This is a genomic window from Salinimonas chungwhensis DSM 16280 (assembly GCF_000378185.1).
GTDB lineage: Bacteria > Pseudomonadota > Gammaproteobacteria > Enterobacterales > Alteromonadaceae > Alteromonas > Alteromonas chungwhensis.
Genome location: NZ_KB899376.1, coordinates 629,007 through 650,760, shown reverse-complemented (window position 1 = coordinate 650,760; position 21,754 = coordinate 629,007). Strand labels below are relative to the sequence as shown.

The 21,754-nt window shown below is 46.9% G+C and carries 17 protein-coding genes; 13 read left to right on the top strand and 4 right to left on the bottom strand.

The window, feature by feature from the left end; genetic code table 11:
- Nucleotides 1-68: 68 nt before the first annotated feature.
- The 3 genes from F458_RS0103030 to gap form a co-directional block, all read right to left on the bottom strand.
- Entirely contained in the window at nt 69-638 is a 570-nt protein-coding gene (locus tag F458_RS0103030) for a hypothetical protein (RefSeq protein ID WP_018981900.1), read from the bottom strand.
- A 182-nt stretch (nt 639-820) separates the two neighbouring features.
- Nucleotides 821-1,672 (bottom strand): D-hexose-6-phosphate mutarotase, encoded by an 852-nt coding sequence (locus tag F458_RS0103025; protein WP_018981899.1) that lies wholly within the window; start codon nt 1,670-1,672, stop codon nt 821-823.
- 135 nt (nt 1,673-1,807) lie between these two features.
- Nucleotides 1,808-2,803: a type I glyceraldehyde-3-phosphate dehydrogenase gene (gene gap / locus F458_RS0103020; protein WP_018981898.1), complete on the bottom strand. Its 996-nt coding sequence runs from the start codon at nt 2,801-2,803 to the stop codon at nt 1,808-1,810.
- A 239-nt stretch (nt 2,804-3,042) separates the two neighbouring features.
- Between gap and malQ the strand changes: the two genes are divergently transcribed.
- The 5 genes from malQ (at nt 3,043) to msrB (ending at nt 11,696) form a co-directional block, all read left to right on the top strand.
- Nucleotides 3,043-5,250, top strand: a complete 2,208-nt coding sequence (gene malQ / locus F458_RS0103015; RefSeq protein ID WP_018981897.1) for a 4-alpha-glucanotransferase — start codon at nt 3,043-3,045, stop codon at nt 5,248-5,250.
- 48 nt (nt 5,251-5,298) lie between these two features.
- A complete protein-coding gene (gene glgB, locus F458_RS0103010) occupies nt 5,299-7,482 on the top strand; it encodes a 1,4-alpha-glucan branching protein GlgB (RefSeq protein WP_018981896.1) in 2,184 nt (727 codons plus the stop codon).
- Nucleotides 7,472-9,547 carry a glycogen debranching protein GlgX gene (gene glgX, locus F458_RS0103005; RefSeq protein WP_018981895.1) on the top strand — a complete coding sequence of 692 codons (2,076 nt, stop codon included), beginning with the start codon at nt 7,472-7,474 and terminating at the stop codon, nt 9,545-9,547. Before glgB ends, glgX begins: the two co-directional genes overlap by 11 nt.
- A 175-nt stretch (nt 9,548-9,722) precedes the next feature.
- Nucleotides 9,723-11,273, top strand: coding sequence for an NADP-dependent phosphogluconate dehydrogenase (gndA, locus tag F458_RS0103000; protein ID WP_018981894.1), 1,551 nt, complete (start codon nt 9,723-9,725; stop codon nt 11,271-11,273).
- Between the two features lie 21 nt (nt 11,274-11,294).
- A complete protein-coding gene (msrB, locus tag F458_RS0102995) occupies nt 11,295-11,696 on the top strand; it encodes a peptide-methionine (R)-S-oxide reductase MsrB (RefSeq protein WP_018981893.1) in 402 nt (133 codons plus the stop codon).
- Nucleotides 11,697-11,823: 127 nt separating this feature from the next.
- Here msrB and F458_RS0102990 read toward each other — a convergent pair whose 3' ends face one another.
- Nucleotides 11,824-12,702 carry a DUF2989 domain-containing protein gene (locus tag F458_RS0102990; RefSeq protein WP_018981892.1) on the bottom strand — a complete coding sequence of 293 codons (879 nt, stop codon included), beginning with the start codon at nt 12,700-12,702 and terminating at the stop codon, nt 11,824-11,826.
- A gap of 130 nt (nt 12,703-12,832) precedes the next feature.
- Between F458_RS0102990 and F458_RS0102985 the strand changes: the two genes are divergently transcribed.
- The 8 genes from F458_RS0102985 (at nt 12,833) to F458_RS0102950 (ending at nt 21,754) form a co-directional block, all read left to right on the top strand.
- Entirely contained in the window at nt 12,833-14,278 is a 1,446-nt protein-coding gene (locus F458_RS0102985) for a glyceraldehyde-3-phosphate dehydrogenase (protein WP_026294448.1), read from the top strand.
- A gap of 109 nt (nt 14,279-14,387) precedes the next feature.
- Nucleotides 14,388-14,987 (top strand): TlpA family protein disulfide reductase, encoded by a 600-nt coding sequence (locus tag F458_RS18945; protein WP_018981890.1) that lies wholly within the window; start codon nt 14,388-14,390, stop codon nt 14,985-14,987.
- A gap of 151 nt (nt 14,988-15,138) precedes the next feature.
- On the top strand, nt 15,139-16,266 hold the full coding sequence (locus tag F458_RS0102975) for a M14 family metallopeptidase (RefSeq protein ID WP_018981889.1): 1,128 nt from the start codon (nt 15,139-15,141) through the stop codon (nt 16,264-16,266).
- A gap of 58 nt (nt 16,267-16,324) precedes the next feature.
- On the top strand, nt 16,325-17,986 hold the full coding sequence (locus F458_RS0102970; RefSeq protein WP_018981888.1) for an alanine/glycine:cation symporter family protein: 1,662 nt from the start codon (nt 16,325-16,327) through the stop codon (nt 17,984-17,986).
- Between the two features lie 136 nt (nt 17,987-18,122).
- Nucleotides 18,123-18,452, top strand: coding sequence for a zinc ribbon domain-containing protein (locus F458_RS0102965; RefSeq protein WP_018981887.1), 330 nt, complete (start codon nt 18,123-18,125; stop codon nt 18,450-18,452).
- The gene (locus F458_RS0102960; RefSeq protein WP_018981886.1) at nt 18,449-18,739 is read left to right on the top strand and encodes a YeaC family protein; all 291 of its coding nucleotides are present in this window, start codon (nt 18,449-18,451) and stop codon (nt 18,737-18,739) included. Before F458_RS0102965 ends, F458_RS0102960 begins: the two co-directional genes overlap by 4 nt.
- Complete coding sequence (locus tag F458_RS0102955) at nt 18,729-21,539, top strand: DUF349 domain-containing protein (protein WP_018981885.1); 2,811 nt, start codon at nt 18,729-18,731, stop codon at nt 21,537-21,539. Before F458_RS0102960 ends, F458_RS0102955 begins: the two co-directional genes overlap by 11 nt.
- Nucleotides 21,536-21,754: a hypothetical protein gene (locus F458_RS0102950; RefSeq protein WP_018981884.1), complete on the top strand. Its 219-nt coding sequence runs from the start codon at nt 21,536-21,538 to the stop codon at nt 21,752-21,754. The genes F458_RS0102955 and F458_RS0102950 overlap by 4 nt, the downstream gene beginning before the upstream one ends.

Below are 21,754 nucleotides of genomic sequence, written 5' to 3'. Positions count from 1 at the left end.
ATAGTTAAGCTGTAATATAGTTAAAAAGACCGTGCCAGAAATCTGAGACGGTCTTTTTTTAATGCCGATTAATTAAAGGTTACGCTACCCTGGTGAGGAATAACTTTAAGATTGTTCTTACCGAAATCCTCATCGCCCGGGCAATTATTTATAACGCCGCTAAGGACAACAGTACCAGTGTCCAAATTACTATATTTGCCAGTTCCTTTTACCAAATTTATTTGCTCGTTTATAACTAATGGGCTCCCACCAGAGCAGATGAAGTCTCCCGATAAAGGGATCAGCAAATCGTTCTCTGAACGAAATGTATAATCCTGCTTTTTCCCTACCAATTTATGCGAGGCAAGCCCAGTCAGTGGATTAATTTTACCGGCTACTAAACCTTCAACTTTTATCAAATAGCGCGTTGTTTTTCGCTCCTGACCAGTTAGACTTTGCCAGTCTTTATTGACTAGATAAATTTTGTAGGTACCCAGTTGTTCAGGCGGCTCTCCCAGCGCTGGATCGGATACTTCAAATGTTTCTACCGTACCCTTCACCGGCACGTAAGTGCCCTTGACTGTTTTTGATAAAGCCATCGAAGAAAATGACGCGCAAAGAAGACTGGCGAATACAGCTGATTTGATGATGTTTTTCATGGGTTTTAGTTTCCCTACCTGTGTTTTAAAAGTGCGCAACAACCAGCACGCCCCGACTCATTGAAATCTTATACGGGAAAAAGCACAAAAAGAGCCTATTGGCTTTTAAAACTTTTTTGAAAATAAAAAAAATACAAAAACGGCCCCTGAGGGGCCGTTTCTGCAACAGGCTGGCTGATAGTCTATACGGGGTGGATAATCTGCGTCAGCGTGTGCTGTTCATCGGGCGCAAGTGATATATTCTGTGTGCAAGCGGACTCCACGCAAATCATATGCTTATAGCCGAACGCATCCATGTCTGAGATTGAAGCCGCTCCCTGCCATGGATTCCATACAACAATAGAGTCATGACCTGATGAATTGATACGGGTGAACGGTTTAGTATTTTCCTTGATAACCACTTGTTTGGCTGGATCCAGATGAATACGATCGGTTTCCTTTTCAATTCGATAGTCGGGCGGAGTGGTTTTCACGGCCCAGTTATCGTTTTTATCCTTGTAATCGCCAATAAGCCCATCTAGTTGTACATCGGCAATATTGGCTACCTGAAAATATGTGTGCAATGCCGTGTTGAACGTAAAAGGCACCAATCCTTTATTTACAGTTTGTAAACTTAAAGTAAGGGTAGCACCGACAAAAACGGTTAGTGTGACATCACAGTCGTATTCAAAGCCGTCAGCCCGAGTGTAAGAGGGGGACATATTAAGTTCAGTCCCTTCAGGGGTATCTTGTGAACTAACGATTTTCCAAACCTGTGAGCGCAGAAACCCATGAGCAGGTAAGTCACCTTTGGCTCTGCCATGATCATCGCTAAACCAGGGCCAGCAAACCGGAACGCCGCCTCTGATCGGCTTGTCGCCATTTTTTACCGCATGGGGGCTTAACCACAGACGCTCTGTTGCATCAGATTTTGGTATATAAGAGAGTACATGCCCACCATATAAGCTAATTTTGGCCTGGGCGAAGTCATTGTCGATATTCAGATACGTAATGCCCGATGATTCGTCCATGTTAATACTGCTGGCGATGCTCATAAATAATCCTGTGTTGAACTCTTATTACAAGGAAACGAACACTACTATACGGCCTTTACAATAAAAAAGGTGCGATAAATTCGCACCTTTTTACAATTTTCAGAGGTTTTAATCAATTAGCCTTATCTGCATTGCCTAGCGGCTGATGTGGCTGACCAAATCCAGGACCTTATTGGAATAACCCCACTCGTTATCATACCAGGCAACCACTTTGACAAAATTGTCGGTCAGGGCGATTCCCGCACCGGCATCAAAAACAGAAGTGCGCGCATCGCCTAGAAAGTCATTGGATACGACCGGATCCTCTGTATAGCCTAAAATACCTTTCAATTCACCCTCAGAAGCATCCTTCATAGCTTGGCAGATGGCTTCATAGCTGGCAGAGTCAGCAAGATTGACGGTCAAATCCACTACCGAAACATTTGGCGTTGGAATTCTAAATGCCATACCAGTTAATTTACCGTTAAGGGCTGGAATCACCTTACCTACAGCCTTCGCTGCACCGGTGGATGAAGGAATAATGTTCTGACCAGCGCCACGTCCGCCACGCCAGTCTTTCGCTGATGGACCGTCAACAGTATTTTGTGTTGCTGTGGTAGCATGCACGGTAGTCATCAATCCGTCCACAATACCAAATTTATCATTCAGGACTTTTGCCACAGGTGCTAAGCAGTTTGTGGTACAAGATGCATTAGATACAATCGTCTGACCATCGTAGCTGTCGTGGTTAACACCCATCACGAACATTGGTGTATCGTCTTTTGAAGGTGCTGACAATACGACTTTTTTCGCGCCGGCATCAATGTGTTTTTGTGCGGTTTCCTTAGTCAGGAATAGTCCGGTTGACTCAACTACAACATCAACATTAACGTCACCCCAGGCCAAGTCGCCTGGATCTTTTTCTGATGTTACCCGGACGGTCTTGCCGTTGACAACGAGCTGATCGTTTTCAACACTGACGGTGCCATCAAACATCCCGTGAGTGGAATCATACTTAAGCAGATATGCGATATAATCTGTATCAAGCAGATCGTTAATTGCTACAACTTCAATATCATCACGCTGTGCTGCTGCGCGCATAACTAAGCGGCCAATTCGGCCAAAGCCGTTGATACCGATGCGTACTGTCATGACATGCCTCTACTTTTTAGTGAGTTGAAATAAAATTACGTAAAGTATGGATCAAAATGGCATACTAAGCAAAAGAAAAAGGCAAAATGTTGCAAAGTTACGAAATTTAATCTATGCAATCGTATTCACTTTCGCAACAGCCTCGGTTTAAATAATAATGTTAATAGATTGTAGGAAAGCGTGTATGCACCTTTTCACCATTTACGCGCTAGAACCGCCAAATACAGGAATACGAAACAATGTCGAATCAAGTTTTGCAGAAGCTGGTAGAGATGCGGGGCATCGAATCTAATTATATTGATGCCTGGGGCAAACCCGCCACAATTGCTGATAGCAGTAAAGCAAAACTGCTCAATGCATTAGGATACGAAACCAGTAATGAATCTGCAGTATTAGAGCAGGTCAGACAGGACACCGTGGCATACTGGCAATCTGTATTGGACCCGGTACAAGTTATTCGTCAATCTCAGGCAATCAATTTTGCCATGCGCTTACCCATAGAATTGGTCAACGATTCATTTCTGCTGTGTTTGACTACTGAAGAGGGCAAACAGTTCACTCAAAATGTGGTACCCGTGGACACCCAGCTTATTAATGTCGCTGAGATAGATGATATTGAGTATCAGGAATACGCAATTAATTTTCCGCAGACGTTGCCTGATGGTTATCATACGTTGCAACTTTTTGTCGAAGGCGACGAACAGCCTGTTGCACAAATGCGTGTGATCATGTCACCGGACGCGTGCCACATTCCCGAGCGCGTGGCCAGTGGTAAAAAATCTTGGGGCCTGAGCGTACAGCTTTATTGTGTGCGTAGCGAAAGCAACTGGGGTATTGGCGATTTTTCCGACCTATCCAGACTGATTGTTGATGCAGCCGCAACAGGCGCAGATTTTATTGGCCTTAATCCTATCCATGCACTTTATCCGGCAAATCCTGACGCATGCAGTCCTTACGGGCCATCTTCCCGTCGGTGGCTCAACTTTCTTTACCTTGATGTTACGCAGCTGGAGGGGTATGACCATCCTAGTGTTCAGGCCATTGTTAATGCACCAGACTTTCAGCAACAACTGGCTGAGGCCAGAGATGTTGACTATGTTGACTATGCAAAGGTTGCTTATCTCAAACTCCGGGTGCTAACAGCGCTGTTTGATGTATATCAATCCACCTATTTACAAAGTAAAACGCCCCAGCGTGAAGCTTTCAATACGTTTGTTGAGGAAGGGGGAGAGAGCCTCGATATGCTGGCGGTTTACGATGTTATGCAAGAGCACCTTAAAGAGCTGGGTGAACCCTCTTGGGGCTGGCCGGTGTTTCCGAATAAATTCAAAGAATACCATAAGCCGGAAGTAGCGAAGTTTGCCAAAAAGAACAAAACCCGGGTGCAATTTTATCAGTTTCTTCAGTGGCAGGCGGCACAACAACTGGAAGCAGCAAATCAGGCGGCGGTAGATGCTGGTATGACGATTGGGCTCTATCGTGATTTAGCTGTTGGAGTAAGCGAAGGCAGCGCAGAAATCTGGGGTAACAAGGATCTGTATTGTGTCGATGCCAGTGTGGGCGCGCCACCGGATGTCCTGGGGCCGCTGGGACAGAACTGGGGCTTGCCTCCGATGGATCCTAAGCGCCTTTACGAGCAGGCCTATCAACCCATTATAGACTTATTTTCATCGAACATGGCCTCTGCCGGCGCCCTGCGTATCGATCACGTCATGGCACTACTGAGACTATGGTGGGTGCCCAAAGACGATCATGCCAGAGATGGCGGATATGTCTATTATCCGGTAGACGATCTTCTGGGCATTCTGGCGCTGGAAAGTCACCGCAATCAGAGCCTGGTAATAGGTGAAGACTTAGGTACTGTGCCTGAAGAAATACGCGGAAAACTAGCCGATAATGGAATTTACTCTTATCGTGTGTTCTTTTTTGAGCAAGCAGAAGATGGCGGGTTTTTCTCCCCGTCGCATTATCCGGTTCAATCAATGTCCACACTGACTACCCATGATATGCCGACACTCATCGGCTTCTGGCATTGCCTGGACCTTGAGCTGGGAAAATCGTTAGGCCTGTACCCAACTGACGAAATTCTGGAAACTCTGTATACCAGCAGGCACAAGGACAAACAGGAAATTCTTAATTCGCTTCATGGCCATCATTCGGTGAGCGAAGAAGTCGGCCGGGATGTTGACTACACGGGTATGACTCAGGCACTCAATTTTGGTTTGCAGACGCATATGGCCACAGGCTCCAGCGCTTTATTAAGCTTACAACTTGAGGATTGGCTGCAAATGGATAAACCCGTTAATATTCCTGGTACATTTGATGAGTATCCAAACTGGCGCCGCAAGCTTACCCGTAATCTGGAAGACATATTTAGGGATAGTAACTTGCGCGATTTAGCCAACCGACTGACCCAGGCACGTCAGTCTGCCAGTACTGATAAGTAACCAAGTATAGCTGCCTGCACGAGGCGGGCAGCATAACAGGAGTCATATATGCATAGTAAGCAACAGTTGCCGTGGGCCGGTTGTACTTTACCCTTCGACATTCTGGGAGCGAAAAAAACGCCAGAAGGCTTACATATTTGTGTATGGCGACCTGACGCGGAACGGGTCACTATCAGTAAGCCTGGAGCCGGTAAAGTACTGGCGACATTAGAAGAAGATGAGACGCAAGGATGCTTCGCAGGTTACGTGAAAGGTTTGGATGAAAACGAGGTGTATCAGGTCAACGCGTGTTGCGATGGCCACTGGATTGATTACATCGATCCTTACCAGTTTAAAGACGAAGCGTATCATGCAGTGCATTTTATCGATCATACCCCACAAAATCTTTATCGTCAGGGAGGCGCTCAGATCATCACGGCAGGCGGATATCCGGCGGTGCGGTTTTGCGTGTATGCGCCCAATGCTTCAGCGGTCTCTGTAATTGGTGATTTTAATCGCTGGGATGCACGGCTGCATCCCATGCAAAAAACAGACATGGGTTATTGGGTGGTGGTCGTGCCCGGGCTGGAGAGTGGGGAGCGTTACAAGTACCAACTAAAAGATGCCAGTGGCAACGGACTGCCCCACAAAGCCGATCCGTTAGGCTATCAGGCGGAGCAATATCCCTCCCATGCCTCTGTCATTTATGATCATAGTGATTATCAATGGCAGGATAGTGCCTGGATGACGCAGCGCGGCGAACAGCGGTATCACAAACCCATGAGTATTTATGAGGTACATCTGGGCTCATGGCGCAAGCCAGAAGATGATCGTCGTTATCTGAGCTACCGTGAGCTTGCCCAAACACTGATCCCCTACGCCAAGGAAATGGGTTATACCCACCTTGAATTATTACCCATCTCAGAATATCCGTTCGATGGCTCATGGGGGTATCAACCGGTGGGTCTGTTTGCGCCCACGAGCCGCTTTGGAACCCCTGATGATTTTAAATATTTTATCGACAAGTGCCACCAGGCGAACCTGGGTGTGATTATTGACTGGGTACCGGCACATTTTCCAGAAGATGGCCATGGCCTGGCACGGTTTGATGGTAGTCCGATATATGAATACGATGATCCTCGCAAGGGCTGGCATCCAGACTGGAACTCCTGCATTTATGACTACGGTAAAGACACCGTCAGACAGTTTCTGATCGCAAATGCGCTTTTCTGGCTGGATAAATTTCACGTCGACGGCTTACGTGTCGACGCGGTCGCCTCAATGCTCTATCTGGACTATTCGCGCAAGGAGGGGGAATGGATCCCGAATGTAGATGGCGGCAATCAAAACTACGAGGCAATCAGTTTATTGCGGTGGATGAACGAAGCAGTTTATCGTGAGTATCCCAGTGCGATGACTATTGCCGAAGAATCTACATCATTTCCTGGTGTATCGCGCCCAGTGAACGCCGGCGGGCTGGGGTTTGGTTTTAAGTGGAATATGGGCTGGATGCATGATTCATTGCATTTTATGTCTAAAGATCCGGCTTACAGGCGTTATCACCATGGTGAAATGACATTCTCTATGGTCTATGCATTTGACGAGAATTTTGTATTGCCACTATCTCATGATGAAGTCGTCCATGGAAAAGGTAGCTTGTTGGGTAAGATGCCTGGCGATGAGTGGCAGGAGGCTGCTAATTTACGGGCGTACGCGGCATTTATGTTTGCTCATCCTGGCAAGAAGCTTAACTTTATGGGTAATGAGTTTGGCCAGTATCGGGAGTGGAATCACGACAGTTCACTGGACTGGCACCTGCTTGACCATGCAAAACACAACGGCATCCAATCCCTGCACAAGGCGCTCAATGACGTTTATACGCACGTCCCGGCGCTGCACGCTCTCGATCATTCCCCAGCGGGGTTTGGCTGGATAGACCACGACAATGCACAGCAAAGTGTGATCTCGTTTGTTCGCAGGGGGACTGCAGCAGCCGAGCAGGTGCTAATAGTCTGTAACATGACGCCCATGCCCCGGGATAATTTCCGGGTAGGGGTGGAGCAGCCGGGCACCTATGCTTTGATTATCAATACTGACGATGAGAAGTATTGGGGCAGTGGTTACACCAGCGTAAAAGCAGTAGAGGCTTGCTCACAAAACTGGAATGGTCAGCCGTTTTCAATTGAAATTTCTCTACCGCCACTGGCCACTGTCTACTGGCGCTTAGTCACTGAGCAAAATAATGACAAATAGCGAGATGATACAAACTGAGGGCTTTTCCTACCCGCTGGGGGCCACGGTGACTGAATCAGGCGTAAACTTTGCCGTGTTTTCACCCGATGCGGTCTCAGTTATTCTGTGCTTATTTAGTTCCGACACGGAAGAGCCTGTGAACGAACTGGTATTGACTAACAAAACCGGTGATATCTGGCATGCACACATTAGCCATGTTAGTCATCACCAGCATTACGCTTTCAGGGTTCAGCGCGGCGAATCTGCATTACTTAGCGAATCGACCGATAAATTGTTAATTGATCCTTACGCAAAAATGCTGAGTCGCCCTGTACACTGGAATGCGCGTCAGTACGAAAATGATTCCCACTTCATGGTGCCAAAAGCGCTGGTTATCGATGAACGGGCTTATCAGACACCCCGTCCACCGAAACCGGATATTGCAGCACATCAACGGATTATTTATGAAACTCATGTTAAAGGGTTAAGTAAAACGCATCCTGCCGTGCCAAAGGAACAACAGGGAAAATATACAGGCGCATGTCATCCGGAGATAATCAGTCATCTTAAAGCACTCGGTGTGACCAGCGTACAATTCTTGCCGATGGCGGCATTTATGCCTGAACCCTATATTACAGAAAAAGGGCTGACTAATTACTGGGGCTATAACCCAGTCAACTTTTTTTGTCCTGAACCGCGTTATGCTATTTCTGATGCGTTAGGTGAACTGCAATACATGGTGGATCGTTATCATGAAGCAGGGCTGGAGGTCATCGCCGACGTGGTTTTTAATCACACTGCAGAAGGCGGCAAGGGCGGCCCAATATTAAGTTTTAAAGGGTTTAGCCCCTATCAGAGTTATCTGTTTGAACAGACGCCTCACGGCGACCTGGTCTACAGTAATCATTCTGGCTGCGGAAACACCATAAACACCTCATCACCCGCGATGATGCAATTAATTATGGACGCGCTACGTTATTGGGTAGAAGTAATCGGCGTAGATGGGTTCCGTTTTGATTTAGCGGTCTCGCTGGGGCGTGACCCGCAGATTTTTAATCCCGAATCTGGTTTGTTACAGGCAATGCGTCAGGATCCTGTACTTAAGAATGCGGTACTGATAGCGGAACCCTGGGATATAGGGCCCGACGGTTACCAGTTAGGACAATTTAGCAGTCAATGGCTCGAAGTGAATGATAAATTTCGTGATACGGTTCGGGCATTCTGGCGGGGAGATGGCGACACCACAGCAGACTTTGCCACCAGACTTATGGGGTCTGCGGATGTATTCACCCGCGGTAAACGTCCCGTCAATGCGTCTGTCAACAATGTGACCTATCACGATGGATTTACTTTGCACGATCTGGTGAGCTATGCCAAGCGGCATAATGAGGTTAATGGTGAAGAGAACCGCGATGGGCATGGTCATAATCTGTCGGCCAATTATGGTGAGGAAGGTCACACGCAAGATGAAGACATTTTGCAAATAAGAGAGCAGCAAAAGCGCAATATGTTTGTCACGCTCATTATCAGTCAGGGCACCCCTCACATATTAGGCGGTGATGAGCTGAGCCGGACCCAGCAGGGAAATAATAATGCGTACTGCCAGGACAATGATATCAATTGGTATCAATGGGAGTTGAATAAACGCAAGCAGGACTTTCTTGAATTCTGTGGTTATGTCATTGGGATACGGCAGTCCAGTCGAGTATTGTCTCATCTGCTCATGAGTGATGACGACTGGCAAAATAAAGTCAATGTTAAGCAGATCAGCTGGTATCTGCCTGACGGCTCAGAAAAAGAAATTGCGCACTGGCATGCTTCTGATAATCGGGCCTTCGCACTGGAAATTGAAGGTAGCCGAAACGACAATGAGGTTGACCCTGAGCACTGGTATCTGTGTTTTAATGCTGACCATGCCGAGCAACGTTTTACGCTGCCGGCGGTGGCAACCAAAAGCGGGTGGCAGCTCTTTTTGGATACCCGATACGACAGTGTCCGTGAACAACCTGATATTTGCATACAACAGATATTTCAGATGGCCGGTCGCTCTGTCGCCATGTTCAGACTGGCTCGTTTGTCTGAATAAGCATATTGCATTAACCATCGTATAAATAACAGCCACATTTGATGTCATGATGATGCTTTTCAGAGTCTAACGTTCGTTTGTATCGCCTTTTTCACCGAAAATCGGTGGTTTGATAGTGTTGTAATGAGCATCGGGTGATATCATGCGCAGCCATCTGCAATCTAAGGTGAGAACCATGCAAAACAAAGATGGAAAGCAAGACACTCAGCAACAGTGTGATATAGGATTTATTGGTCTTGGCGTGATGGGAGCCAATTTAACACTAAATCTGGCGGATAATGGCTATCGCGTTGCTTGTTTCGATCTAGACCAGACGAAGGTTGACGCCATTCTGGCCAAAGATTCTGCAGAGCGTGGTGATAAGCCCGCTCGTCTTGAAGGGTGTAATTCATACACTGAGTTACTAAGTAAACTCAAAGCGCCTCATCTCATCATTCTTTCCGTTCCCGCCGGCGATCCCGTTGACCATGTGTGCAATCACCTGATCGATGCCGGTATCAAAGCCGATGATATTGTTATTGATACAGGCAATAGTCTTTGGACTGACTCGGTGCAACGCGAAGAGCACTACAAAAGCAAATTCATATTTTTCACAACAGCTGTTTCCGGTGGTGAGGTTGGCGCAAGGTTCGGGCCGTCACTCATGCCCTCAGGTAACCCCTATGCGTGGACACGCATCGAACCGGTTCTAAATGCGATTGCTGCAAAAGTGGATCCGGTTACCGGCAAGCCCCTTGAATCTTATGTCCCAGGTGCGCCGGTTACCGAGGGTGAACCATGTGCAACCTACATAGGCACTATGGGCGCGGGGCATTATGTCAAAATGGTCCATAATGGTATTGAATATGCCGATATGCAGCTAATCTGTGAAACGTATCAGATTATGCGTACGGCATTGCATATGTCTGCCGCGGAGATAGCTGAGGTATTCCGGCGCTGGAATGATGGTAAGCTGAATAGTTACTTGATGGAAATTAGTGCTGAAGTTCTTGAGCAGCTCGATCCGGAAACAAAGCAGCCACTGGTTGATGTTATTCTCGATAAAGCCGGCCAGAAAGGAACAGGACTGTGGACGGCAGTAAGTGCCCTGCAGGTAGGTAGTCCGGCTCAAACGATTACATCCGCAGTTTTCGCCCGCAGTATTTCAGCATTAAAAGATGAGCGCGTTGCCGCTAGCGAAATATTGAAAGGACCGCACGCTCCTGATATGTCTGATGAACAGAAAGTGGCGGCGGTAAATAAACTAGAGCAAGCGCTATACTGCTCCAAAATTTGCGCCTATGCACAAGGTTTTCAATTGATGGCGACGGCGGCTAAAGAACACGACTGGGCTCTCGATTTCGGCGAGATTGCCAAAATCTGGCGCGCCGGATGTATCATTCGTGCCGTCTTCCTGCAGTCTATTGCAAAAGCTTACGAGAATAATGAGGATCTAAAAAACTTATTGTTGGATCCATTTTTCGCTGATCAAATAACTGAACTACAAGCAGACTGGCGCGAGTCTATTGCTAATGCCACGCTGGCGGGCATCCCCTGTCCGGCCATGATGTCAGCATTAAGCTATTACGATTCTTATCGTACCGCGATTTTGCCGGCAAACCTGCTGCAGGGACAACGAGACTACTTTGGTGCGCATACTTACCAGCGAATTGATAAACCTGAAGGAAAGAAATTCCATATGGACTGGAGCGATCCTAAACGGCCTCAGATTGCTATCAAAAAGTAGATAGTCCTTTAAGGAGACGTCATGAGTGAAAAACAGAGCAATGAATTAACTGCTGAAGAACATCGTGTCATCCGTGAAGCGGGTACCGAAAAACCGTTTTCAGGTGTATTGCTGGACGAGAAGCGTGATGGTACTTATGTTTGCAAATCATGCGGCGCACCTTTGTTTCCTTCTGATACCAAATTTGATGCTGGCTGTGGGTGGCCGTCATTTTATCAGCAGGCTGATGAGGATAATGTTGGATACCGGGAAGACAATACCCATGGGATGCTTCGAACCGAAATTTATTGCAAACAGTGTGATGCCCACTTGGGACATGTTTTTCCGGATGGCCCGGAACCGTCAGGACAACGATATTGCGTTAATTCAATATCAATGAACTTCAAATCCAACGATGATAATGAACCATTGGTAAAAGGGTAAAGCTTTTACAGGTGGCTAATATTTAATCTGGTTTGACCTATATCTGTTCGGAGCGCCTCAAAGGGCGCTCTTTTTTGTCCTAACCACAGGCTATTTTCACTGTAGCAAAATGAAAATTTATTACAGTCTAGAGCCGATGGATGCCAAGCGTGTATGCGCTAAATTCGCCATTTTCTAAATCAGCGATCACCTGATCCGCTAATTCCTCCACCTTATCTATATCTACCTCCGCTGCTATCGCCATTTTTTCATACAGTGCCATATCTACCGGCGCCTCATAATATTCTGCAATCTGTGCCCACAAGTAAGCTGCAGCTGTTCTGTTGTTGTCCAGGGCCAGTGTACTGAGGCTAAGAAACACATCGCTGCTGACCATCGTCTTTTCATCAACTCGTTCTAGCGCCTGATATAGCGTCTCACGGGCACCATCTTCATCAACTTTGATTTGAATGCTGGCAAGGGCGACTAGTAAATCAGGATCCTCGTGCAATCTGCCAGCCTCGGCAAACTGCATAAACCGCTGCTTGGCCTGTGTATCACTGAAGCGAGACCAGTGGTAATAAGAGAGATAAGGGTCGTCCGCGTTTTTGGTTTGCCATCCCAGTCGCTTCAGTTCCCGTTCTGCGGTTAACAGGCCTTTCATTCTGCCGGCTTCTTTTTCGCGATGTTTTATATGGCGAATACCCGCGGCTTTGGCTACACAAGCCTTGTAAGCTTCCCATTTAAGAAGCATGGCATAGTTTTGCTTGTGGCTCGCACCCTCTGCATGCTCGTGTCGGTGTCGAATAATGTCGGCTTTTTCCGAACGACACCAGGCATCGGGATTAAGGTCATTACAGTACGCAGGGGAATCTTTACAAATTTGCGCAATACTTTTCTGACCCCAGTTGTCGCAGCCGCTGAGCACCAAAGCGGCAAGAAGAAAGACAGACCTGATTGTCGAAAACTTACCAACAGAATGAAGAATATGACGGGGTTTAATAGGTTTATTGTAATTAATCAACAATTTGGCGTTCCTTACTACCTTATCTAGAATACCAGCGTTCATAACCGAGCTACTAATTCACCTAGTGTACCCTAAATAAAAGCCGGTTATGTTCACTTTCAAAACTATTTTAGTCGATGAAGGCAAAGGCATGAATCAACAGTTTGAACAGGAATTACAAAGTAGCTGGCAGGAACGTCAAGAGTACGCCGAAAAAATGTTACCTATCATTGGTAGCCTGTATCGCAAATACGCGGTAGAGATTTCTGTGTACGGGCGCCCACTGCTCAATGCCAGTGCTATTGATGTGATAAAGGCACACCGCATGGTGCGTTTACATGAAGGAATAAAGCTTCGTTTGCGTGAAAGCTGGCCAATACTGGAGGCCATCAACGCGATGAAACTGGCCCCGGCTCAGATTGATATCGGTAAGTTAGCTTTTGACTTTCATTACGGTTCTGCTGTTGATGAGACTGACCTGGACGCATTTTTGCGTCGGCAGTTAGAAAGTGTGGTTGATAAAGAGGACAATCAGAAGCCTCGAGATGTTGTACTTTACGGTTTCGGTCGTATTGGTCGCCTTATGGCGCGTCTGTTGATTGAGCGTCAGGGCATAAATAACAAACTGCGGTTGCGAGCGATTGTTGTGCGTGGCGGTCGTGATGGAGATTTGGAAAAAAGAGCCAGCTTACTGCGCAGAGATTCTGTCCACGGTCCGTTTAACGGAAGTATCACTGTGGACGAAGAACGTCGGGCTATAAAAGCTAACGGTGCTTATATTCAGGTTATATACGCCAATAGTCCCGAAGAAGTGGATTATACGCAATATGGCATCAATGATGCTATAGTGGTTGATAATACAGGGATCTGGCGCGATCGTGACGGATTGGGTCTGCACCTAAAAGCCAAAGGTACTGAGAAGGTTATTCTTACCGCGCCCGGTAAAGGTGATATCAAAAATATCGTGCATGGGGTCAACAGCGATAGTGTAACCAACGCGGATACTATCTTATCTGCTGCCAGTTGTACGACGAATGCGATAACGCCGGTGCTCAAAGCATTAGATGAAGAGTACGGCATTACCAGCGGGCACGTTGAAACGGTACATTCCTATACCAATGACCAGAACCTGACTGATAATTATCATAAGGCGGAACGTCGGGGCCGCAGTGCACCGCTGAATATGGTGATAACCGAAACCGGTGCAGCAAAAGCGGTGGCGAAGGCTTATCCGCAACTTGCCGGGAAACTCACAGGCAACGCGATACGTGTACCTACACCGAATGTTTCGCTGGCTATTCTCAATCTGAATCTGGATAAAGACACTGACAAGCTTCAGATTAACGAGTTTTTACGCGATACAGCATTGTTTTCGCCACTTCAACATCAGATAGATTTTACCGCGAGCAAAGAGATTGTTTCTACCGACCTGGTAGGCTCTCGTGCTGCTGCAGTGGTTGATTCTCAGGCAACCATCGTTGCAGATAATCGTGTCACCCTGTATGTCTGGTATGACAATGAATTCGGGTATAGTTGTCAGGTTATGCGGGTAGTGCGGGACATGGCGAATTTGTCGTTTCCAACCCTTCCGGCATAACATAAAGAATATAAAAAGACCGGCACTGTGGATTCAGTGCCGGTTTTTTTGTACCTTGAACTAAATGTCACGCAAAATTAGCGTGTAAGTCTATTTGGGGATAAAAATAATGAACAGAAACCGCTCCCGGCCATGGTATCGGCGTTCGCTGGTACGCTGGATCCGCGATATCGCTATCGTTGTTGCTGTGATATATGGGATCAGCCAGTGGCAAATGCGCGGTATGCTGTCTACTGGTGGCGATGCTGCTCCCTCTGTAACATTTGTAAAAACCCTCAATGGTGAGCCGCAAACGATCTCGGCGCGCGCTGGGAAGCGTACACTCATTTACTTCTTCGCCCCCTGGTGTGAAATTTGTAAAATGAGTATTACGAACACTGAGGTCGTAGATACCTCGCGCTATCAGGTCTTTAGAATTGCATTGGATTACGACAGTGTTGCCGACGTCAGGCGCTTTATAGAGGAGTCCGGCGTCAAAGGACCGGTGTACCTTGGCAACGCCAAGCTAAAATCTAATTTTCAGGTGCAGGGTTATCCCTCCTATTATTTACTGGATGAGCAATTCAAGGTGATAGATCGCGCTTTGGGTTATTCTTCTGCAGCGGGTTTGAGAGTCAGAACCTGGCTTTCCGCGCCGGGGCCGGATATCCCATCCCGAAAACAGTCGGCGCCGGCCGAACAGAATGGTGGGGGCAAGATTGATACCTAAGTTGGGCATTTGCTGAACAAGTGTCACAGTGTTTGAACAGTTTGGGTCGCCATTGGTTTATTAGCCTGAAAGTAAAACGGTTTAAACATAGTATTAACCAAACACAGTATGCTAAATTATCGCGCAAACTCATCTGAGGAACATCTAACTTATGCATATTTCCAGTCAGTTTGACAGCGGTAACATCCGCGTTATCAATGCCGATTCTCCAGAAAATATTACATTGGCAATTAACCAGGATAACCAGTCTGAATTTTATCAATGGTTTCATTTTAGATTATTCAGTGAGGCCCATGTCACGCACAAGATAACGATTACCGAGCTTGCTAAATCTGCCTATCCCGATGGCTGGAAAGATTATAATGTGCTGGCTTCTTATGATCGTCAGACCTGGTTTCGTGTAGACAGTGCTTTTGATGGCGACAATTTATCCTTTGATATTACTTTAGAGCAGCCAAGCGTCTATTTTGCGTACTTTGTTCCTTACAGTTATGAGCGCCACCTCGATTTGCTGGGTGACGTTCAAATGTTTTTTGAATGCGACCATCGCTTATTGGGACAGACACATGACGGCCGGGATTTATCCATGCTGGTTATTGGTGATGAAGCTGAGCATAAGAAAAAAATCTGGATTACTGCTCGCCAGCATCCCGGTGAGTCCATGGCACAATGGTGCGCTGAAGGTCTTATTTATCGTCTACTGGATGAAGAAGATGGTCTTTCCCGAAATCTTCTTGAACAGGTTACATTTTATATTATCCCCAATATGAATCCGGATGGTTCAGCGCGGGGGCACTTACGGACGAATGCCGTTGGCACCAACCTCAATCGTGAATGGGCGGCCCCGTCGGCAGAAAAGAGCCCGGAAGTGCTTTATACCTTGCAGGCCATGGACGACATTGGTGTAGATATGTATCTGGATCTCCACGGTGATGAAGCCTTGCCCTATAATTTTGTGGCAGGAAGTGAAGGCATTCCATCTTATGATGACCATATGCAACGTCTGGAAGATGATTTTAAACAAGCATTACTGACGGTCACGCCTGAGTTTCAGGATAAACACGGCTATCCGAAAGATAAACCCGGAGAAGCTAATCTGACAGTAGCCTCAAACGCAGTCGGTGAGCGTTTTCACTGTTTAGCTTATACCTTTGAAATGCCATTTAAAGATAATGCTGATTTACCAGATCCAGTGTTTGGCTGGTCTGCACAGCGGTGTCAGCAGTTAGGTGAAGATATTTTGGTGGCCATCAGAGCCGTCGTACCAAATTTGCGCTAGCGCAGATAAAAAAAACAATAAAACAGCATAATAACAACTACATAAAGGGGAACCTGTTTTGGAAGGGTTGTATAATTTTTTAACGTCGCTGGACGGGGTGCTCGGGGGGTCTCCGTGGTTCCCGTTTGTTCTTCTCGGGGTCGGCTTGTTTTTTACCGTTTATCTGAAATTTCCTCAGATAAGATACTTCAAGCATGCGTGGAAAGTTGTTTTCGGTAAGTTCGATAAGGGCAATGAGCCGGGTGATACCACTCACTTTCGGGCGCTCACTACAGCGTTATCCGGCACCGTAGGTACCGGTAATATTAGTGGTGTTGCGTTTGCGCTGTACCTGGGTGGTCCGGCTGCTTTGTTCTGGATGTGGGCAACAGCGTTTTTTGGTATGACAACCAAGTTTGTGGAAGTGACTCTGTCTCATAAATACCGTGTGCAAACCGAGGATGGCACCATGGCGGGTGGCCCCATGTATTACATGGATCGTCGCTTGAATATGAAGTGGCTGGCCATTGCTTTTGCAGTAGCCACGGTAATCTCCTCCTTTGGCACAGGTAATCTGCCGCAAAGTAACGGTATTGCACAAAGTATTGAAGCTACGTTCGGATTCGAGCCGGTCGTTGTGGGCAGCGTCCTTGGTATTTTGCTGGCGCTTGTCATTCTTGGGGGCATCCAGCGTATCGCCGCGTTTACCTCCAGAGTCGTACCGTTGATGGCGGTGATTTATATTATTGGTGCGCTGGCGGTTATTTTTGACAACCTTGAAAACATCGGGCCTTCCTTTGTTGCTATTGTTAGTGATGCCTTTACCGGGTCAGCCGCAGCTGGCGGGTTCCTTGGTGCATCGTTGGCCTATGCCTTTAACAAAGGGGTCAACCGTGGTCTGTTCTCAAATGAGGCAGGGCAGGGCTCCGCCCCAATTGCGCATGCCGCAGCCAAAACTAAGGAACCGGCATCCGAAGGAATGGTATCGTTACTGGAGCCATTTATCGACACCATTGTGATTTGTACTATCACCGGGCTGGTTATTCTTTCCTCTGGGGTCTGGAAGGAAAAGCATGAGAATAATTTTGACCGGTCAGATATGTATTTTGTGCAAGGCACCTATGATGATCAGGATTCAGAAGATGTCGGCAAATTGTACAACTTTCTTAACGAAGTCAAAACCCAGGATATTCAACCCTATACCGGCGATATTCGGATAGTTAATGGTACCGCTGTATCGGATGGCTTTACGCTGATTAACGCCCGCTCTGTCGCTGAAGATGTAACATACTCCGTGAGTGGAGAAGATCCCTTCACCGGAACATTACAGATTATCGATGGTAAACCGATGAAAGATAATCTTGAAGTTTCTGGTAAATCTCTGGTCCATTCAGCAGCGCTGACAACCATCGCCTTTACCCGAGGTTTCTTCGGCCATTGGGGCCAGTACATTGTATCAGTCGGTCTGATGCTCTTTGCCTTTTCTACCGCAATAGCCTGGTCATATTATGGTGACCGTGCAATGACATACCTTGCCGGGCCACGCTCTGTAATGCCATACCGGGTTATTTATGTTGCCGGTTTTATCTGGGCTGCATTTTCAGATACCACCCTGGTGTGGGCATTGTCAGCTGTCGCGATTGTAATTATGACACTGCCCAATCTGTTTGGTATATTGTTACTTAGCAAGGAAATGAAGCAGACGGTCAACGACTACTGGACAAAATTTCACAGTAAATAGTTGGCCTGCTAAAATGCGTGTCTGCGTAAACAGGATGTGATTCTGCTTTACGCAGACACGCATTTTTATTATCGGCTGAAAAATAGCGAAATATAATAACGCCAGTTATTCCATCATCTGTAACCGTGGAGAGTACATGGCACTCATTGATTGTCCATCATGTAATAAAAAAATTTCAGACAAAGCAGACAACTGCCCGCATTGTGGCTTCGGGCTGGGTGAAGCGTCTTCTGAAGATATTGTACGTAAACAGCAATTGAAAAAATTTAAAAAGCTGCACAGCATTCAGAATCAGTCCATGTTTGCCATGTTACTGTTTATAGCCGGATTTGGGTTTATGTATTGGGGAGGCGCTGACAAAGGGGATCTTCAATATAATCTGGCGGTGTTGTCCGTGGTGATTGGCTTTGTCTGGTACATTGTCAATCGGGTTCGCATTGTTATTATAAAACGATTTTCATCATGAATATTGAAGCATTAATGGCTGCCATGACGCCGGATGTTTATGAACGACTGCGTCAGGCTGTAGAAACGGGAAAATGGGCTGACGGCACGCCGCTTACCAGCGAGCAGCGCGAGAGCACTATGCAGGCAGTTATGCTATATCAGGCCAAAATTGCACGTTCTACAGAACATATGACCGTCAATGAAGCGGGCGAGATCGTCCATAAAAGTAAACGGGACTTTCAGCAGTCGCTTAAAGAACAATCAGCAGATCAGGAAATAGCGCGGTTCAAACAGGATGATATTTAAACGTTTATTTACACCGTCTCATCACAGTAACGATCCATCTACACGCAAAGCTGCAATTGAAAAATTATCGCCTGCCAAACCGCAGGACAAGGCGGCTCTTCATGAGTTGGCGTTTAATGACTCAGACCCATCGGTAACGTTGGCGGCGCTGCACAAACTCGATTCTTTTGCACTGTGGCAGAAAACAGCACAGTTGTCGCGATTTGACACCGTCAAACGGGTGGCCCGGCAAAAAGTAGAGAATGCAGTTCTTGGGGAAGAAGGCGCTGCTCTTGACGCCCAGCAGCAAAAAGATTATCTGCTGGAATCGGCCGATAGCGAGCTCATTAGACGTGCGCTGACTAAGCCTGTTGCAACATTGGATGATCAAACGGTTCTCACACTTCTGCAAAAAGCAGGTCAGAATGAATTTATCCTCTCGTATTATCAGCACCACGCCAATACGTCTGTGCGTCGTACGCTTATTTTATCTGCTGAGTCCTCTCAGTTGGAAAAATACGCCCGTAAAGAAACCGATGCTGATTTGCAGTCACTAATCGAGGACGAACAGAAGCGTCACGAAGAACAAAAACTTCGTCCGCAGCAAGTAGCTCAACAATTAACGCTGGTGCTGTCCAAGCTTAAAGCGTTAATAGAAAAAAATGATTATGCAGAAATAAAGCGTCGCTTACTTTTGCTGGAGGACGAATTTAGCCAGCTTTCTGCTGATTTTACGTGGCTGGAAGAAGAAGACCGGGCAAGAGCTCATGCTAAATTTGCTGATCTGGTAGCCCGGGTAAATGCGCATCTGGATAAACTACGGCCAGCCTGGGAAGAAGCTCAGCAGTCTGCCGCCGCTAAACAGGCGAAAGCTGAGGCGGACGAGGCGGAAAGAAAAGCTGGCGCATTGATTGCGGACTTGTACCATGGCGACAGAATGTCTATTTCAATGGCACAAATTGCTGAGGCTAACGCAGCAGTAGAAGCGCTAGAAAGGGCATTGAAAGATCCTCGCATTGCTGATCATTCCTCCGTGTCACAGCATGAAAAGCAAAAAATTGCGCAAAAGCTTGAGCGGCACCAACATCGAATTAATATTTTCCCTACTCAGCAGCAGCTGGCACAGCAGTTTTTTGAGTTTTTGGAGCGGGTTAAAAAGTTTTCCCCCGCTACTGATAACCCGTCAGCGCTGGAGGAGCTTAAAAACGAATATGAAACATTTCGTATCAAGTTAGAACAGATGCCGCAAGAATGGGTTGATCAGTGGAAAACGCTCTACAAGCAACATCGTCTGGCACAGAAAGCACAACAGCAAAGCCGTGATGAAGAGCTGAAAACCATCAGGCGTTTACTCAGTATCGTAGATAACCTCGTTGAAGAGGGGCGCTACAAGGCTGCGCTAACGCGCTTTAAAAAAGCGGAGGAAGCGTTTTTATCATTAGATGATGAACAGTCTGCGCGACTGCAACGCCGCTTTGAGGCGACAAAAGGTCAAATTAGCCGATTAGAAGGTTGGCAGGCATATCTGGCTGAACCGCGTATACCTGAGCTTATTGCGCAGGCTGAGCAGCTGGCTGCGCAACAGACCGATGATATTCCAGCGCGCGCCGGTGCAATAAAGTCATTGCGAAAACAGTGGCAGTCGCTGGTCAGGCCTGGTGAAGAAGATGCCCAGTTACAACGTTTCGACAGGGCATTAGAAACCGCGTTTGCTCCGTGCCGGGCATATTACGCACAGCAGGAAGAATTGAGGCAACAGGCTAAAAACCAGCGGCTTGCGTTAATAGAACAAGCAGCCCAGCTTGACGTCAATAATACGGAAATGGCGGTATTGGCAAAACAGTTAGAAAAACTGAGACAGGACTGGCGCAATGCTGGTCAGCTGGAAAAAGCAGATTATGAAGCGCTTAAGAAACAATGGGAATCAGCATTAGCTACAACACACAGTGCTGTAATGGAATGGCATAATGAAAACCGCCATAAAAAACAGCTATTGATTGACCAGGTTAATACGTTACTGGATGCTGAAAATAAGCAAGATGCGGCTCACCAGGCGCAGGCGCTTCAGCAGGAATGGAAAACTATTGGTCATGCCGGGCAGCGCTTTGAAACAAAGCTTTGGCGAGCATTTAAGAAAGCCAACGACACATTGTTTTCTGATCTCAAGTCACACCAGGAACAGAATCGAAGTAAAGCCAAAACTGCTGATAAGGAAATGGCAGCAGAAGTCGATAAGATTAGCGCAGAACTATCATCGTCCAATATTGCTGATGCCCAGCAAAAATTAACTGATATTAGTGAAAAGGCGGCAGGACTGGATGGTGGTGGTCCGTTGTTTAAGAGAAGTCTGAAACAGGCGCAGCGAGCTATTCAGAACGCTCAGGATAGTCTGGCCGCCGGCAAACAAAATGTCGCTTATGAGACGTTACTTGAGGCGTTGTCTTTCTGGACAAACCCGACTGTAGCGGTTGCTGACCAAATCCCTGAAACGCTGTGGCAGACGATGAGTAAAAAGCATCAGACTGCAATGCAAAATACGGATAAAAAGGCCCATGGTCGCGATTGGTACACTACGCAGTTGGAGCTGATTACGGACCAGCCTTCACCCCTGGAATTTTCAGCACAGCGTCAGGATATTCAATTGGCCATGATGATGAATAAGCTGGAGAGTGGTGAGGCCAGTAGTGCCGAGCAAGTTTTATTGGATTGGTTGTCTTGTGGCGCTATTACGCCAGCAGAGGAAAAGCTTGCGGTCCGGTTTGAGCACATTATCAACGCGTTTTTTATTCGGTCTGTTGCTGGCAGGAAAGCAGATCGATGAATGTACAGCTTGAATATGAGTTTGAAACCGAGCAGCATGCGTATCGTTTTTTGAATACAGCGGTGCATATGGATGCTGATGGACTGAAGGTTAGGCTGGGGCAGTCAGATCATCATGTCAGGGTCACATATCAGTATACTGAAGGGGCGTTTGATTCCACCGCCTCTGACCTGGATGATCTTGCACATCAATTAGGTGGCGAAGAACTTCGTTAA